Source organism: Pontibacter indicus, from assembly GCF_900156345.1.
Classification (GTDB): Bacteria; Bacteroidota; Bacteroidia; order Cytophagales; family Hymenobacteraceae; genus Pontibacter; species Pontibacter indicus.
The window spans coordinates 305,965-321,320 of the sequence record NZ_FTPP01000001.1 but is presented as its reverse complement, the minus strand read 5'-3'; the positions used below and the strand labels follow the sequence as shown (position 1 = coordinate 321,320).

The 15,356-nt window shown below is 50.1% G+C and carries 14 protein-coding genes, 1 tRNA gene and 1 other RNA gene; 10 read left to right on the top strand and 6 right to left on the bottom strand.

Annotated features, from left to right (window positions below; translation table 11 throughout):
- The first annotated feature begins 10 nt into the window (after positions 1–10).
- The 3 genes from B0B12_RS01370 (at position 11) to B0B12_RS01360 (ending at position 3,335) form a co-directional block, all read left to right on the top strand.
- Entirely contained in the window at positions 11–967 is a 957-nt protein-coding gene (locus B0B12_RS01370; RefSeq protein ID WP_076665714.1) for a DUF2027 domain-containing protein, read from the top strand.
- A 216-nt stretch (positions 968–1,183) separates the two neighbouring features.
- An RNA gene (gene rnpB / locus B0B12_RS01365) (RNase P RNA component class A) lies at positions 1,184–1,631 on the top strand.
- Between the two features lie 705 nt (positions 1,632–2,336).
- Positions 2,337–3,335, top strand: a complete 999-nt coding sequence (locus tag B0B12_RS01360; protein WP_076665713.1) for a hypothetical protein — start codon at positions 2,337–2,339, stop codon at positions 3,333–3,335.
- 87 nt (positions 3,336–3,422) lie between these two features.
- Here B0B12_RS01360 and B0B12_RS01355 read toward each other — a convergent pair whose 3' ends face one another.
- From B0B12_RS01355 to B0B12_RS01345, 3 genes are all read right to left on the bottom strand, one after another.
- Entirely contained in the window at positions 3,423–4,133 is a 711-nt protein-coding gene (locus B0B12_RS01355; protein WP_076665712.1) for an SIMPL domain-containing protein, read from the bottom strand.
- A 149-nt stretch (positions 4,134–4,282) separates the two neighbouring features.
- Positions 4,283–4,591, bottom strand: coding sequence for a hypothetical protein (locus tag B0B12_RS01350; protein ID WP_076665711.1), 309 nt, complete (start codon positions 4,589–4,591; stop codon positions 4,283–4,285).
- 75 nt (positions 4,592–4,666) lie between these two features.
- Positions 4,667–4,942 carry a hypothetical protein gene (locus B0B12_RS01345; RefSeq protein ID WP_076665710.1) on the bottom strand — a complete coding sequence of 92 codons (276 nt, stop codon included), beginning with the start codon at positions 4,940–4,942 and terminating at the stop codon, positions 4,667–4,669.
- 198 nt (positions 4,943–5,140) lie between these two features.
- Here B0B12_RS01345 and B0B12_RS01340 point away from each other — a divergent pair.
- Positions 5,141–5,212, top strand: a tRNA-Glu gene (locus tag B0B12_RS01340).
- 341 nt (positions 5,213–5,553) lie between these two features.
- Here B0B12_RS01340 and B0B12_RS20060 read toward each other — a convergent pair.
- Entirely contained in the window at positions 5,554–5,868 is a 315-nt protein-coding gene (locus tag B0B12_RS20060; RefSeq protein ID WP_139337745.1) for a hypothetical protein, read from the bottom strand.
- 23 nt (positions 5,869–5,891) lie between these two features.
- Here B0B12_RS20060 and B0B12_RS01335 point away from each other — a divergent pair, with 23 nt between their 5' ends.
- From B0B12_RS01335 to ilvA, 6 genes are all read left to right on the top strand, one after another.
- A complete protein-coding gene (locus B0B12_RS01335; protein WP_076667578.1) occupies positions 5,892–6,785 on the top strand; it encodes a branched-chain amino acid transaminase in 894 nt (297 codons plus the stop codon).
- A 28-nt stretch (positions 6,786–6,813) separates the two neighbouring features.
- Positions 6,814–8,493, top strand: coding sequence for a dihydroxy-acid dehydratase (gene ilvD, locus B0B12_RS01330; RefSeq protein ID WP_076665709.1), 1,680 nt, complete (start codon positions 6,814–6,816; stop codon positions 8,491–8,493).
- Positions 8,426–10,186, top strand: coding sequence for a biosynthetic-type acetolactate synthase large subunit (gene ilvB / locus B0B12_RS01325; RefSeq protein WP_076665708.1), 1,761 nt, complete (start codon positions 8,426–8,428; stop codon positions 10,184–10,186). The genes ilvD and ilvB overlap by 68 nt, the downstream gene beginning before the upstream one ends.
- A gap of 10 nt (positions 10,187–10,196) precedes the next feature.
- Positions 10,197–10,439, top strand: coding sequence for an ACT domain-containing protein (locus B0B12_RS01320; protein WP_076665707.1), 243 nt, complete (start codon positions 10,197–10,199; stop codon positions 10,437–10,439).
- 222 nt (positions 10,440–10,661) lie between these two features.
- Positions 10,662–11,705, top strand: coding sequence for a ketol-acid reductoisomerase (gene ilvC / locus B0B12_RS01315; protein WP_076665706.1), 1,044 nt, complete (start codon positions 10,662–10,664; stop codon positions 11,703–11,705).
- A 63-nt stretch (positions 11,706–11,768) separates the two neighbouring features.
- Positions 11,769–13,010: a threonine ammonia-lyase IlvA gene (gene ilvA, locus B0B12_RS01310; protein ID WP_076667576.1), complete on the top strand. Its 1,242-nt coding sequence runs from the start codon at positions 11,769–11,771 to the stop codon at positions 13,008–13,010.
- A gap of 347 nt (positions 13,011–13,357) precedes the next feature.
- Here the strand turns inward: ilvA and B0B12_RS01305 are convergent, their stop codons facing one another.
- Positions 13,358–13,855, bottom strand: coding sequence for a DinB family protein (locus B0B12_RS01305; protein WP_076665705.1), 498 nt, complete (start codon positions 13,853–13,855; stop codon positions 13,358–13,360).
- Between the two features lie 336 nt (positions 13,856–14,191).
- Positions 14,192–15,277, bottom strand: a complete 1,086-nt coding sequence (locus B0B12_RS01300) for a formylglycine-generating enzyme family protein (protein WP_083704046.1) — start codon at positions 15,275–15,277, stop codon at positions 14,192–14,194.
- Positions 15,278–15,356: the final 79 nt, after the last annotated feature.

The window sequence follows — 15,356 nt, the reverse complement described above, 5'->3', positions numbered from 1 at the left end:
ATAAAAGACTATGAACGTAGGAGATCGCGTGCGCCTGATGTCGGGCCGTGAAGAGGGCATCATTACCCGCATACTGAACAACAACATTGTGGAAGTTGCCATCGACAATGACTTTACGATACCTGTTTCGCGCCGGGAAATCGTGCTGATTGCGCCGGAAGAAGCCAGGGCTTTCCGCAATGCCGAGCCTGAAGCAGCAAAACCATCGGCCCGCAAAGAACCACCCGCCCCTGTGCTGGCCGAAAAGGGAATCTACCTGGCCATGGTACACCAGTCAGACGAGCTGCTGGCCGCCACGGTGGTGAACAACACCGATTACGATGTGCTTTTTACCTCTGGTGAGGAGCGCAACAACCAGTACCGCGGACTGCAGAACGACAAGCTGGCCCCAAAGGCGAGCCGCGTGGTGAGCCACTACCACATGAAGGATTTCGAGAAATGGCCGACGCTGATCGTGCAGTTTTTGCAGCACCGAAATGGTGCTCCGAGCCTGTTTGAGCCGGTGACCAAGAAAGTGCAGTTCCGCGCCAACTCCTTTTACAAGAGCAAGAGAACCGCGCCGGTGCTCAACAAAGAGGCCTACCTCTTCCAGCTCGACACCAAACCGGTAGCCGTTGACACTGACAAGATCAAAGAGCAGCTTTCTGAAAAACCCGGCTCGCAGGAGCAAATCAAGGTACAGGCTCCTGAGCACGAAGTAGACCTGCACATCGAAAAACTGGTGGAGGACCACAGCAGCATGAGCAACAGCGCCATGCTCAAGCTACAGCTCGAGCGGTTTCAGGACGCACTGGACCGCGCCATGGCCGCCAACATGCACGAGATCATCTTCATACACGGATCCGGCAACGGCGTGCTCCGCAAAGAGATCCAGAAAATCCTGAGCCGCACCCCCGGCATCCGCTTCTTCGAAGACGCCAAGAAAGAGAAGTTCGGGTATGGGGCCACGCTGGTGAGGCTCAGATAATTGAGTGACTGAGTGATTTAGCGAGTGAGTTGTTAAATTGTTGATGGTTAAATTGTTGTTTCCTCCATGATTCTTTATAACCAAAGATTTAGGATCAGGTGACCATCAACCAGCGTCAGTAAAGCAACATAGGAATTGGAACCATTCCCTTCTTACAACAATTTAACAATTTAACCATCAACAATTAATTATACCTTTGCAGGTATAGAAAGCTTAACAGCAAGCCGTCTTATCGCTGCTCCCGCTTGGGAGGAGAGGAAAGTCCGGGCAACGCAGAGCATCCTACTTCCTAACGGGAAGGGGCCCTCCGGGAGACGGGAAGGCTACAGCCAGTGCCACAGAAAATTACCGCCGGGCTATTTAATGATTAATCAGTAATGAGTAATTAATAATTATTCATTCATCATTAGTCATTAGTCCGGTAAGGGTGAAAAGGTGCGGTAAGAGCGCACCAGCGGCTGGGTGACCAGTCCGGCTGGGTAAACCTTAGGAGTTGAAAGACCAAATAGGCTGACAGCGCCTCGCTTCGGCGGGGCTAAGGGCTGCTCGTCCGATGTCAGTGGGTAGGTCGATGGAGCCTGCGCGCGAGTGCAGGCCTAGATAAATGATAAGACGTTGGGATTCGGCCCAGCGACAGAACCCGGCTTACAGGCTTGCTGTTAAACTTTTTTTCTCACTTCTCTTTTTCTGATCATTTCTGAATTTTCCATAGGATGATCCTGTAAATACCGGTTATGGCACGAGCATCCACGCTCGTGTCTGCTAACGTGGGGCCTCTGGCCAGGTATAGGTATAAGCATAGCTACTTCTATGCCCTCGCTCGCGTCCCGCGAGTGTGAGCTAGCAGGCGGACTCTGGCCGCTGGTGCATAGTACCTGTATACTTGTATCTGGTGTAGTTGCAGGTATAGCAACCGGTCTTGTTTCATAGCTTGCCTTAGCCATGAGGGCTTCTGTTTCGCCTGTGCGGCGGGCACTCACTTTTTGTCTTGACACAAAAATCGAGGGCCCCTACCCCCAGTAAGCAAAAAGTCAAGACGCTCCAAACTCGCTGAACGCTCTTGACAGGGGGACCCCTTCACCCCCAACAGTGGAGCGTCGAAAAACGCACCTGGCACCGCTATCTGTTTCATCGTGAGCGTGCAAGTTAGCCTTGCTATACCTGCCAGTGGTATGTACGGTCACAAAATCTATGAAGCTTCTACTTTAGGATTTGCAATAGCAGAAATTCCCCTCTCGAGATGGGCAGGGGTGTGTCAATCGTGCACCGTAATCCAGCTAATCCCTGGGGGTAGGATCGCTCTTAAATCTGAAAATCCTGATACCGACAAGCACTTCTTCGTATCTTTGCACCTCCAAACGACACGACCATGACGGAATTGAAACTATACGACCCGTTTCCGAACATGCAGTTCAGCGACAAGCACTGCTTTCTGTGCGGGGCTCATACCGAACCTGAGAATCGAACGCCGGTTTTTGCGACTTGGCTGCAGGACAAATACCAACTGCGCGACAAGGAACTGCTGCTGCTCGATAAGAGCATTACAACATACGGTGAACTGACCATTCCCTGCTGCGACCACTGCCATACCCAGCATGTCATTCCGCTTGAAGAGGAAATAGCGGTGGCTACTGAACAAGGTATAGCAGGCTTGCAGGCGCTGGACCCTAAAAAGCTGTTTCAGTGGATTGGCAAGATGTATTACGGTACCCTGATCACCGAACTGATCAAAGAGGCTGACCCGCTGATTATGCCCCAAAATCCGGTGAGTGAGAACCCGAAGATGCTGGGCAAGTTCCGGGAGTTCTTCAAAGTGCTGCAATCGATGCGGGTGCCCGTGGAGTTCGCTGATTTTCTGCCCTGCTCCCTCTTTATGCTGGAGGTGAGCCCTACGGAAGACGATCTGCCATTTGAGTATCAGGATGAGCTGACAACCATGGCTTTCAGTATCAAGCTGGGTCCGGTTGTGCTAGTCTGCACGCTCCTCGACAATGGCATCATCGGCAGGGCACTGGGCAAACTTTACCGCCTCACACAGGGGCAGCAGCTGCATCCGGTTCAGGTGGCGGAGTTCAAGGCGCGGGTGTTCTATGCGGCCTACATTTTCAATGTGATACCAGAGTATTTCGAACGGCCCCTCCAGCCCAGTGACACGCACATCACGCTTGACACCATCATCGACGATGTGACGAACGAAATCTTCAACCCCTGGGAGATGACCGCCTACGCACACATGCTCGAGGAGATGCTCAAGCCCTGGGATATCCGCGAAAAAGAAATATTGGCAGACCCCGGCAAGCCGATCAGTTTTCTGCTCGATGATGTGAACAACTTCAGGCCGATCGAACGCTTTCAGAAGCAGGGCTAATCAACCCTGTCCTATACCTGACATCAAACCAAAAAGAGCTCTCTGACAAACCAGAGAGCTCTTTTTAATGCTGTATATCTGTATGGGCTATTGCTCTATCACAAAGCTCACGTTGACGGTTGATGTTACGATCACTTCGCCACCAGCAATGGAAGGGCCACCACTCTGTGCCATCTCCATGTCCATTGCCATTTTCGCATAACCCATGCGTGGCGAACCATTGGAGGTGTGCTCATTGATGGAGTATACCTTGCCTACCTTGGCTCCTAGTTCAGCTGTCAGAGCATTGGCTTTTTGCTTGGCGTCGGCTACTGCTTTCTTACGGGCCTCAGCACGGTGCTTTTCAATGTCTGACACCCTGAAATAGATGTTATCGATGCGGTTCACGCCATTGTCGTACAGCCCGGAAAGCAGCTCGTCGAACTTATTGATTTTTTTGATCACAATGGTCATCGTCTTCTGCGCCATATAAAACTCGGGCTGGGCTTTCCCAAATTCGTTACCTGCATAAATGGGCTGCAGGTTAACGAAAGAAGTCTGGATGTCTTTGGCATCCACCCCCTGCTTTCGCAGATAGGCGATGATGGCGGCTGCCTGCTTATCAGTTTGTTTGCGTGCCTGGTCCAGGGTCTTCTCGCGTGTTTCCACTCCCAGGGTGACCACTACTTCGTTCGGTTCGAGCTTCACCTCCCCTATTCCGTTCACGCTGATAAGGGGAGGCAGTATTTGTTGTTGGGCCAGAGCAGGGAACATGGCCGCCAGCAAAAATACCAAGGCAATAAAAGATGCTTTTTTCATAATTCTGTTGAAAAAGGGTTAGAAACAATGCGGTAAATATAGACGCTTGCTATATAGGTTCCAATTGCAAAGGACGTACCAGAAATGGGCAGGCACAAAAAAACCCTTCACTATTTGGTGAAGGGTTTCTGTCAGATTTATATAAACTGCTAATCCTCAAAGTCGAAGTCCTGTTCGGCCACATACTTGGCAACCAGCACCGCACCGAGCGTTACAGCGCCTGCAGTCAGAATAAGCTGTGTGGTGCTCATGCGGCGGGCGCCCTGCAGCACCAGTTTCCCTACGTCGTGCAGCAATTCGGGCAGTTTGTCGTGCTTACCCTGAAATACGTGCATAGCCGACTCCACTGTTTTAGACATATCGTGTGGCTGCAGAAGTTTGAGAGCGCTTGGTTCCTTCTTGCCCTGGCTTTGTTTGCTTTCGCCGGCATTCTGGTTGCTCTTGTTATCGTTTTCCATAGTTATTTTCGGTTTCGTTTAGGTATTAAGTTCAAGTGGTTTTCTTATACGGCATTATCTGCGTCAGGATATGGCTTATACCTCAGCGCGGCCCCCATACTTAGAAATCATCTCGTCCATGCGCTGCATCAGGCTGTCGGCGTTGATCATCATGCTGGCCGGGAAGCCGACTGACAGATCGCTGATCTCGAGCGACCCGGCATTGGGGTCGTAATTGAAGTTGGCATTGACGCCTTTCTCGTTTATGCGCCCGCTGTTCCCCTGCAAATTCATACCGTAGGTCTGTAGTTTGCTCTTGAGTTCGTTGTATGCTTCTGGCGTTACACCAGTATAAAATGCTCTTTTTGACATAGTATTTAAATTTTTCACTGAATGAAGGTATAACGGCACAAGATAAGACGAAGTTTACAAAAATGATCAGGTCAACCTTTATCGTCAGCTGTGCGAGCGTACTACTAAGGTATAAAAAACGCCAGCCCTCATTTTTTTAAAAATATCTTTGCTTCCTAAGAATAGGCTTGTATATTTGCACCCGCAATACAGTAGCACGGTCCGTTCGTCTAGGGGTTAGGACTCCAGATTTTCATTCTGGCAACAGGGGTTCGATTCCCCTACGGACTACTACAATAAAAAAGCCTCCTCACGTCATGTGGAGCGGCTTTTTTGTTTCCAGAGAAGAAGAAACCCTTTTAGCGTTGCTACTCTTTCTTATTAGTCCTTTCATTGCTATATCATCTGATGTCTATGTCAAGAATATTTCCACTTACTCACTAAAGTAAGCTCCAGTAACTAATATTATATGTCCCCTAATGCACAGTAAATTAATTGTAATATTCATGGAATTTAAATTTTAAGTTAATTTTTACTTGATTCTCAGGAAAAAATAATTTTACCTTTGTGCCATCATGAAAAACACAGCTGCACAAATTATTATTCGCTCTATTATTATCGCCGTGATTATTTCACCGGTCATGGGCGGATATATGTGCATATAATTGGAAGTATAAAACTGAAGATAGCACAGAGGCCGCCCCACCAGGGCGGCCTTTTTTATTTAACGCAACTATAGCAACAACCATAAAACCACAAGCAACCATACCCCAATGAACCACCTGCACAGCACCATAATCATTATCAGCATTATTATTATCGCGATTATTCCAATCGTGCGGGGGATGTATTGCTGAAACTGAACTATAGAAAGCAGCTGAGCGCCATCCCCAACAAGGATGGCGCTTTTGTTTTAGCCCACTCCAAATCCGAAACTCACTTTTCATCAACTATTTTAAACCCAAGTACCATGTATTATAACCACGACACAGTAGTTTACCTGAACCGGAAAATGGTAAAGGCCACAGAAGCTAACGGGAACCTCTACAGCCAGACCCTTCAGTATGGCTATGGGGTATTCGAAGGCATACGCTCCTACGCAACCGAACATGGCCCCAGCATCTTTAAAGCAAAAGAGCATTACGAACGCCTGAAAAAATCATGTGACCTGATCCACATCCAGCTTGATTATTCGGTGGAAGAACTGGTGGAGGCCTCGTACAAGGTGCTGGCCCAGAACAACCTGCAGGATGCTTACCTGCGCCCCGTGGTGTACCTGGACCCGAACATGAGCCTGAGCAAACCGACCGGTGTAAACCTGCTGATCACAGCCTGGGAATGGGGCGCTTACCTGGGCGACAAAATGCTGAACCTGTGCACTTCTCCCTACCAGCGCCCTAACCCGAAATCGGTGCATGTGGAAGCCAAAGTTACCGGCCACTATATCAATTCTATACTGGCCACAGTGCACGCCAAAGAAAACGGCTACGACGAAGCACTGCTGCTGGATGCGGCAGGTTTTGTAGCGGAAGGGCCCGGAGCCAACCTGTTTATGGAAAAAGACGGCAAACTGTTTACGCCTGCGCTGGGCAACATATTACCCGGCATTACGCGCGCCACCGTGTTGGAAATGTGCGCCGAACTTGGCCTGCGTTGCGAAGAAAAACAGTTTACCCCCGAAGAATTGAAAACAGCCGACAGCGCCTTTTACTGCGGAACGGCAGCCGAGATCATAGGCATTGCACAGTTAGACAACTATAGATTCCCGCTGGATTGGTCGGAATCGCTTGGCAAAAAACTACAGGAACACTACTCCAAACTGGTACGGCAACCTCAGCCAGAATTAGTATCAAACGAACAGTAATCATTCTAAAGCGGGAATCAAAACCAACATGAGTCAATTAAACAAATACAGTGCAACGCTTACCCAGGACGATACCCTTCCTGCCGCACAGGCGATGTTGCATGGAGTTGGCCTTACCAAAACCGACTTTCAGAAACCGTTGGTAGGCATCGCTAGCATGGGCTACGACGGCAACACCTGCAACATGCACCTGAACGGGTTGGCCGCGCTGGTAAAAACCGGGGTGAACGCACAACAACAGGTAGGGCTTATCTTTAACACCATCGGCATCAGTGATGGAATTACTAACGGAACCGAAGGGATGCGCTACTCGCTCGTAAGCCGCGAAGTGATAGCCGACTCGATAGAAGCAGTTTGTGCCGCCCATTATTACGATGGCCTTGTAACTGTAGCCGGCTGTGATAAAAACATGCCTGGTGCCGTGATGGCCATGGCACGCCTTAACCGCCCTTCTCTGATGATCTATGGTGGCACTATAGCGCCCGGCAACTATAAAGGCAAAGAGTTAAATATTGTATCGGCATTCGAGGCATTGGGTGAAAAGCTTTCTGGTAAAATAACGAAGGAAGATTACTGCGGCGTGATCGAAAATGCTTGCCCCGGGCCTGGTGCCTGCGGCGGTATGTACACAGCCAATACGATGGCAGCGGCTATCGAAGCGCTGGGTATGAGTCTGCCTTATTCCTCTTCGCTTCCTGCCCTGAGCGAAGGTAAAAAAGACGAATGCCAGAACGTGGGGAAAGCCATGCTGCACCTGCTCGAACTGAACCTCAGACCATCCGACATCATCACCCGAAGATCGCTGGAAAATGCGCTGACAGTAGTAGTAACACTGGGTGGAAGCACCAACGCCGTGCTGCACTTACTGGCCATCGCCGCCACTGCAGGCGTGGAACTAACCCAAGCAGATGTACAGCATATCAGCGACAAAACCCCGGTGCTGGCCGATTTAAAACCAAGCGGAAAATACCTGATGGAGCATTTGTGCCGGGTAGGTGGCGTACCTGCCGTAATGAAATATCTGTTGCAGCAAGGCTTTTTACACGGCGGTTGCCTGACAGTTACCGGCCAAACTATAGCTCATAATTTACAGGATGTTCCGGATCTGAATTTTGAAGACCAGGATGTGGTGAAGCCCTTGGCTCAGGTCCTGAAGGAAACGGGCCACCTGCAGGTGTTGTATGGCAACCTGAGCCCCAAGGGTTGTGTGGCAAAGATAAGCGGTAAAGAAGGCTTATACTTTAAAGGAACAGCCCAGGTATTCGACAGCGAAGCCGACCTAATGCACAGCCTTTCCCGCAAAGGAATCTTGCCTGGCAGTGTAGTTGTGATCCGGTATGTGGGTCCAAAAGGTGGTCCCGGCATGCCAGAAATGCTCAAACCTACTTCCGCCATTATGGGCGCCGGCCTGGGCGATAAAGTAGCCCTGATCACTGATGGAAGGTTCAGCGGGGGCACGCATGGATTTGTGGTGGGGCATATTTCACCTGAAGCCTACGATGGCGGGCCGCTGGCACTGGTGCAAAACGGAGATACCATCGAGCTCGACATCCTGAACCGGAAAATTAACCTGCTGGTAGATGACCAAACCCTCGAAAACAGAAAACAGAACTGGAATCAGCCACCTTTAAAAGTTAAAAATGGAATCTTATACAAATATGCCAGGCAAGTTGGCTGCGCCTCAGAAGGCTGCCTCACCGACCGCTAAAAGCACCTGTACCGGCGCCGAAGCCGTGATGCGCAGCCTGGTAGCCGAAGGCGTAGATACCATCTTTGGTTATCCGGGTGGCGCGATCATGCCGATCTATGATGCGCTCTATGATTTCAACCACAAAGTAAACCACATCCTGGTGCGCCATGAGCAGGGAGCCACCCATGCCGCCGAAGGCTATGCCCGTGCAAGCGGAAAGGTCGGGGTGGTGTTTGCCACCTCCGGCCCCGGTGCTACCAACCTTATAACCGGCCTCGCCGATGCCCTGATGGACAGTGTACCGATGGTATGTGTGGTGGGCCAGGTAAGTTCGGGGTTGTTGGGAACGGATGCTTTTCAGGAAGCCAATATCATGAGCGTTTGCGCGGCAGTAACCAAATGGAACTACCAGGTAACGGATGCCGATGAAGTGGCCGACGCGATGGCAAAAGCTTTTTTTATAGCCCGAAGTGGCAAACCCGGTCCGGTGGTGATAGAGGTGACAAAAGATGCCCAGTTTGCCGAACTCAAAAAGTCATTTAACTATACGCCTGTAATCGAGCTGCCTTACTATAAAAAAGAACCCGGCTTTACCCGGAAGAAGCTGCAGCAGGCTGCTACCTTGCTGAACCAAGCGCAGCGCCCGCTGATACTGGCCGGAAACGGAGTAGGTATAGCTGGAGCCGAAGCAGCGTTATTGGCATTGGCAGAAAAGACCGGAACCCCTGTGGCCTGCACCCTGCATGGTTTGTCATGTATCGCTACCAGTCACCCGCTGTATGTTGGTATGCTGGGTATGCATGGCAATTATGCGCCCAATCTGCTCACCAACCAAGCCGATGTGTTGCTGGCCATAGGCATGCGCTTCGACGACCGTGTAACCGGAAACCTGAACTTTTATGCGAAGCAGGCCAAGGTCATCCACATCGAAATAGACCCTTCGGAGCTGAACAAGGTTGTAAAAGCGGATGTGCCTTTGCTGGGTGATGCCCTCACGATACTTGAGCAACTCACTCCTTTACTGCACACCTATTCCCATACTGAATGGCTGGTAGAGTTTGCAAAACTGGATGCACAGGAAGAAGAAAAAGTACGCCGGAAGGCGCTGTATCCTGCCAAAGTAAAACTAACGATGCCCGAGGTGATCCGGGTGCTGGGCGAGCAGACGAACGGCGAAGCGATGGTGATTGCCGATGTGGGGCAGCACCAGATGATGGCCGCGCGCTACTACCCTTTCCAGAAACACAAAAGCTACTTTACCTCCGGGGGCCTGGGCACTATGGGATTTGCCTTGCCGGCAGCTTTAGGTGCAAAAACTGGCGCCCCGGACCGCGAAGTTGTAGCTGTTATCGGCGACGGGTGTTTCCAGATGACGATACAGGAATTGGCAACTATAGCCCAATATAAAGTACCCGTGAAGGTGGTGGTACTGAATAATAATTTCCTGGGGATGGTGCGCCAGTGGCAGAATATGTTCTTTGATGGCCGCTACTCTTTCGTGAAAATGGAAAACCCGGACTTTGCCGAGATCAGCAGAGCGTTTGGGATAAACGCGCTACGTGTTGAGAAACGTGAAGAACTGCCCGGAGCCATACAGCAAATGCTACATAGCGAAAAGCCTTTTTTGCTGAATGTGCTGGTCGAGAACGAAGAAAATGTATTCCCGATGATGCCTACCGGTGCGGCAGTTGATGGCATGTTACTCGAATAAATCTGAACCTATGCAAACCCTAAAAATTTACACCGAAAACAAGATAGGCGTGCTGGAAAAAGTAACCACAGTATTCACCCGTAACAGAGTCAACATCACGACTTTGAACTTACGTGCCAATGCCCTGAAGGACCTAAGCCTGATCTGTGTATCAGCTGACATCAGCCCGGAACTGGCACTAAAGGTTATCCCACAACTAAAACGGATTATTGAAGTGGCCGATGCAAAGCTGAAGGCAGAAAGCAAATTATAGTTCATGGCCCGAACGTCCATGCGCGTGACTTGCTATAGTTGTGGCTTGCTGAGCTACCTGTGGCGTCCTGCCACAGCTTAATGATTCGATCTTCAACTAAACTATAGTTTAAAGTGGCCGGAGTCCGCAAGTTGCACACACTTGCCTCCGGCGAGCGAGGGTGATCTAGAAACCAAATCGAAGACTAAAACAATCAAAAAAACATTAAAAACAACTCAGAAAATGGCACAGATAAATTTTGGCGGAGAACTGGAAAATGTAGTCACCCGCGATGAATTTCCGCTTGCAAAAGCGCAGGAAGTGTTGAAGAACGAAACTATAGCCGTGCTCGGCTATGGCGTGCAGGGCCCGGGACAGGCATTAAACCTGCGCGATAACGGGATCAATGTGATCGTAGGCCAGCGTAAAGATTCAGCATCGTGGCAAAAAGCTTTAAAAGACGGATGGGTGGAAGGCGAAACCCTTTTTGCACTGGAGGAAGCCTGCCAACGAGGAACTATACTACTGAACTTACTTTCAGATGCCGGGCAAATTGCCGCCTGGCCGGTTGTATCAAAACACCTGACGGAAGGGAAAGCGCTGTACTTCTCGCACGGATTTGGCGTTACTTTTCATGAAAAAACCGGGATCGTTCCGCCCGCTAATGTGGATGTCTTTCTGGTGGCGCCTAAAGGCTCGGGTACTTCTTTACGCACACTTTTTCTTGAGGGACAGGGATTGAACTCGAGCTATGCTGTGTACCAGAACGTCAGCGGCAGAGCCGAAGAGCGGGCTTTGGCATTGGGCATAGCCATAGGGAGCGGTTACCTGTTTGAGACAGATTTTAAGAAAGAAGTATACAGCGACCTGACCGGGGAGCGTGGTGTGTTGATGGGAGCCATTGCCGGCCTGTTTGAAGCGCAGTACAATGTGCTTCGCAAAAAAGGACATAGCCCCAGCGAAGCGTTTAACGAAACAGTAGAAGAACTTACCCAAAGCCTGATGCCTCTGGTAGCCGAAAACGGCATGGACTGGATGTATGCCAATTGCTCTACTACTGCCCAGCGCGGCGCTTTGGATTGGAAGGGCCGCTTCCGGGAGGCTACCGAACCCTTGTTTACCGAACTATACGACAGCGTAGCAACCGGAAAAGAAGCCGAGATCGTGATCAGCACTAACAGCCAGCCAGACTACCGCGAGAAACTGGAAACTGAACTTGCCGAACTACGCAACAGCGAACTATGGCAGACGGGAGCCCAGGTGCGCCAACTCAGACCAAAAAAATAAGGACCATTGCCAGGTGCCTCATCAGGGATGAAGCGCCTGGCACCATTTAGTATCGAACGTAACATGCAGCTACATACAATTTACGAGGCCAGGGAAACATTGAAAGGGATAGCCCTGCACACGCCCCTGACCAGAAACACAAACCTGAGCGAGGAATTTGCAGCTCAGGTGTACCTGAAAAGAGAAGACCTGCAGCCTGTACGCTCTTATAAACTACGGGGCGCTTACAACAAAATAGCCTCACTTTCTGACGCAGACCGAAGCCGGGGTGTGGTATGTGCCAGTGCTGGAAATCATGCGCAGGGTGTAGCGTATGCCTGCCGGAAATTAAATATTTCGGCAGTAATTTTTATGCCCCAGACTACCCCATTCCAGAAAGTGAAACAGGTAAGATTGTTTGGAAAAGACAATGTAGAAGTGGTGCTGATAGGTGACACGTTTAATGATGCTTCTGATACGGCACGCCAGTACTGCGAAGAAAACCAGATGACCTTTATCCACCCTTTTGACGACGAACTGGTTATTGCAGGCCAGGGCACTATTGGCCTCGAAATTCTGGCTGATGCTACAGCACCCATCGATTATTTGTTTGTACCTATTGGCGGGGGCGGTTTGGCGGCGGGTATATGCGCGGTATTCAGCGAACTAAGCCCGGAAACCAGGATAATTGGCGTGGAGCCACAGGGTGCACTTTCGATGCTGACTTCTATCCGGAACGGTGAGAACACTACTTTACAGGAAATTGATAAGTTTGTAGATGGTGCGGCCGTAAAACGTGTGGGTGATCTTCCTTTTGAGATCTGTAAAACCAGGTTGCATGAAGTAGTGCCGGTGCCCGAGGGCCAAGTGTGCACCACCATGTTGCGTTTGTATAACGAAGAAGCGATGGTAGTGGAACCCGCCGGAGCCCTTACGATTGCAGCCCTGGAAATTTATGCCTCTGCGTTAAAAGATAAAAACGTGGTGTGCGTAGTAAGCGGCAGCAATAACGACATTACCCGGATGGAAGAGATTAAAGAGCGCAGTATGTTGTATGAGGGCCTAAAGCATTACTTTGTGGTGAACTTCCCGCAACGCGCCGGTGCCTTACGCGAATTTCTAGATAATACCTTGAGCCCGACAGACGACATTACTTATTTTCAGTATGTAAAAAAACATAGCCGCGAAACAGGTGCTGTTGTGATAGCCATTGAGGTAAAAGAAAAAGAGCACTTTGAACTGGTAGAGAAAAAGATGTTGCGCAATGGCTACACCTTTGTTTACCTGAACAACAAGCAAAGTCTGTTCAACCTGTTGGCCCTATAGTTGTAACTCTTGCAATTAAAATTCAAAATGAGCTTTACCATAAATAGTATCTCAAGGATTTAAATCGCGATATCGCGATAATTCTATCCAATAAGGTTATATCATGGTAGAAATGGTTCGATAATTCCATCCTTTGGCCTACACAAAAGCCTCTCAGTTAACACTGAGAGGCTTTTTTATTTTATTTCGAATACTATCCAGTTGCCGAAATAGAGACTTCACTACTGCCGGACCACCAGAAGTCAATACGATTAAGGACGCTTAGTCAACCTATTTCAAGGCGGAGAAATTAATCAGTCCGACATCCGGAGACGAAACTCACTTGTCAAAACGGCCAAGGTGGTTGTCTACAGGCCCTGCTCGTCGGCACTTGGTCCGTAGCTACCCGGGATTGGAATGTTCAGCAAGCGCAGGTATAAGCCAAGCTGCGCCCTGTGGTGGATGGTTTGCGCCAGCGCATGGCGTATGGTTTCATACTTCGATAGGGTCATGTACACAACAGAACCGTTACGCAACGTCCAGGGCCCTTCCAGTTGCGCTTCTGTTGCCTGCTCCATATCTGCTTTGGCCTTTGTCAGGTTTTTCTCAAACAGCGTTAAGAGCTCCTCGGTGTTATTTACATTCCCAGGGTTGTAAGGATTGGCAGCGAAGTCGAGCTCATCAGTTGTAACAGCTAAGGTTACCCAGGTGGGCAGATCAGCAATGTGCAGTGCGAGGTCTTTTACAGGCATGCTTTTGGGATGAGGCCGCCAATCATATTTATCGTCTGGTATGATAGTTAGCATTTTGCGGGTTTTCTGCCCTTCTTCCTCGATTTCCTTCAAAAGCTTTTTGATAAGTTCCATAAGTTTTAATTTGTTGGTTTAGACAGAGTAATACTACTTAATAAAGTAGCGAATGCCAATGCATTTGGTTTAAATAAATGTTTATCAACCCGTGTCGATTAAGTAAGAGGTGTGATGCATTGGCTAACTCTTGGCCAGTGTCGGTTATACTTTGTGTGGGTTTGCCAATATCAGTTCGATTGCCCTCTAGGTGGGAGGTATAGCCAGTAGGTATCCGACCTCTTTCAGAAACTTGGATTCAGTGCGTGCCTTCTGCTCAGGAGTCAGTTGTACACATGGTATCTGGTCTTTGATTGGGAGAATGAAATGTTGAAGCCGAGCGGTGATTGCTACTGCTCACTGCGAAGAAACGCACCGGAAACCCGTATTCTCGAGCCCGGTATCAGGTGAGGATTTCATCCGGGCCGATACTCTGTAGCCCAGGCAATACGAAGCATTGCACATAAAAGAACCGCCTCGCATCACTTTTTTAGGAACAGAGGACTCCATGGGGTCGAAACTAACGACTGGTCCTTTCGGGTTTGCCATGGGTTTGACTGGAGAGTTGCTGTAATAGGTTGGATCGTACCAGTCGGCACACCACTCCCATACATTCCCGGCCATATCGTATAAGCCAAAGGCATTGGGAGCAAATGAACTGACCGGAGCTAAGCCGGTATACTGATCCCAACCGCTGTTTTGAATTGGAAACTTCCCCTGCCAGGTATTGGTCTTCGGCTTGCCTTTCTCTGGCGGCTCCGCTCCCCAAGGGTATGGCTGGTTTTTGGCTCCTCCCCGTGCCGCAAATTCCCATTCTGCCTCCGTGGGCAGGCGCTTGCCGGCCCAGGTGGCATAAGCCACCGCATCCTCCCACGACACCTGCACCACCGGCAGATTTTCTTTGCCTGCTATACTGCTCCCTGGCCCCTGCGGGTGCCGCCAGTCAGCCCCTTTTTTCCAGGACCACCATTGCCGTGCGTCCTGTAGACCAACAGCATGGTCGGGTGGCGTAAAGACCAGCGAGGCTGCGACGAGCAGGCTATCGGCAGGTTTCGGGGTGCCCGTTGGCAGCTGCTTTTTGAGTTTCTCCCAATCCGGCGCCCGTTCGGCCGTAGTCACGTAGCCGGTGGCTTCTACAAAGCGGGCAAACTGCGCGTTGGTCACTTCGGTGGCGTCCATCCAGAAGCCTTCCACTGTCACTGGGTGTAGCGGGTATTCATCCTGCCTTCCTTCCGCGTCGGCAGCGCCCATGTAGAAGGTCCCTCCTTCAACCCATACCATCCTTTCGTGCGAAACCTCGCCAGCTTTAGCAGGCACCAACTGGCCGGTTGTTGCAAACCGGGATGGCAGATTTTCATGGCAGGAGGTCGGTTCCCCAGTCGCCGAAACAGTCTTCTCTTCTTGCAGGCTTCCCTGCCGGCAAGAGACCGCTAGGCAAAACATGCTGCAGAAAATATGTAAGACTCGTGTTGCAGAAATCAACATGTGCGAAGTCCAATTTTTGTAAAAGAGCTTTTGGAAG

Bases quoted from the DNA above. Each gene is read 5' to 3' on its own strand.
- B0B12_RS01370 (WP_076665714.1), top strand. From the start codon at position 11: ATGAACGTAGGAGATCGCGTGCGCCTGATGTCGGGCCGTGAAGAGGGC.
- B0B12_RS01360 (WP_076665713.1), top strand. From the start codon at position 2,337: ATGACGGAATTGAAACTATACGACCCGTTTCCGAACATGCAGTTCAGC.
- B0B12_RS01355 (WP_076665712.1), bottom strand. From the start codon at position 4,133: ATGAAAAAAGCATCTTTTATTGCCTTGGTATTTTTGCTGGCGGCCATG.
- B0B12_RS01350 (WP_076665711.1), bottom strand. From the start codon at position 4,591: ATGGAAAACGATAACAAGAGCAACCAGAATGCCGGCGAAAGCAAACAA.
- B0B12_RS01345 (WP_076665710.1), bottom strand. From the start codon at position 4,942: ATGTCAAAAAGAGCATTTTATACTGGTGTAACGCCAGAAGCATACAAC.
- B0B12_RS20060 (WP_139337745.1), bottom strand. From the start codon at position 5,868: ATGAAAAGTGAGTTTCGGATTTGGAGTGGGCTAAAACAAAAGCGCCAT.
- B0B12_RS01335 (WP_076667578.1), top strand. From the start codon at position 5,892: ATGTATTATAACCACGACACAGTAGTTTACCTGAACCGGAAAATGGTA.
- ilvD (WP_076665709.1), top strand. From the start codon at position 6,814: ATGAGTCAATTAAACAAATACAGTGCAACGCTTACCCAGGACGATACC.
- ilvB (WP_076665708.1), top strand. From the start codon at position 8,426: ATGGAATCTTATACAAATATGCCAGGCAAGTTGGCTGCGCCTCAGAAG.
- B0B12_RS01320 (WP_076665707.1), top strand. From the start codon at position 10,197: ATGCAAACCCTAAAAATTTACACCGAAAACAAGATAGGCGTGCTGGAA.
- ilvC (WP_076665706.1), top strand. From the start codon at position 10,662: ATGGCACAGATAAATTTTGGCGGAGAACTGGAAAATGTAGTCACCCGC.
- ilvA (WP_076667576.1), top strand. From the start codon at position 11,769: ATGCAGCTACATACAATTTACGAGGCCAGGGAAACATTGAAAGGGATA.
- B0B12_RS01305 (WP_076665705.1), bottom strand. From the start codon at position 13,855: ATGGAACTTATCAAAAAGCTTTTGAAGGAAATCGAGGAAGAAGGGCAG.
- B0B12_RS01300 (WP_083704046.1), bottom strand. From the start codon at position 15,277: ATGTTTTGCCTAGCGGTCTCTTGCCGGCAGGGAAGCCTGCAAGAAGAG.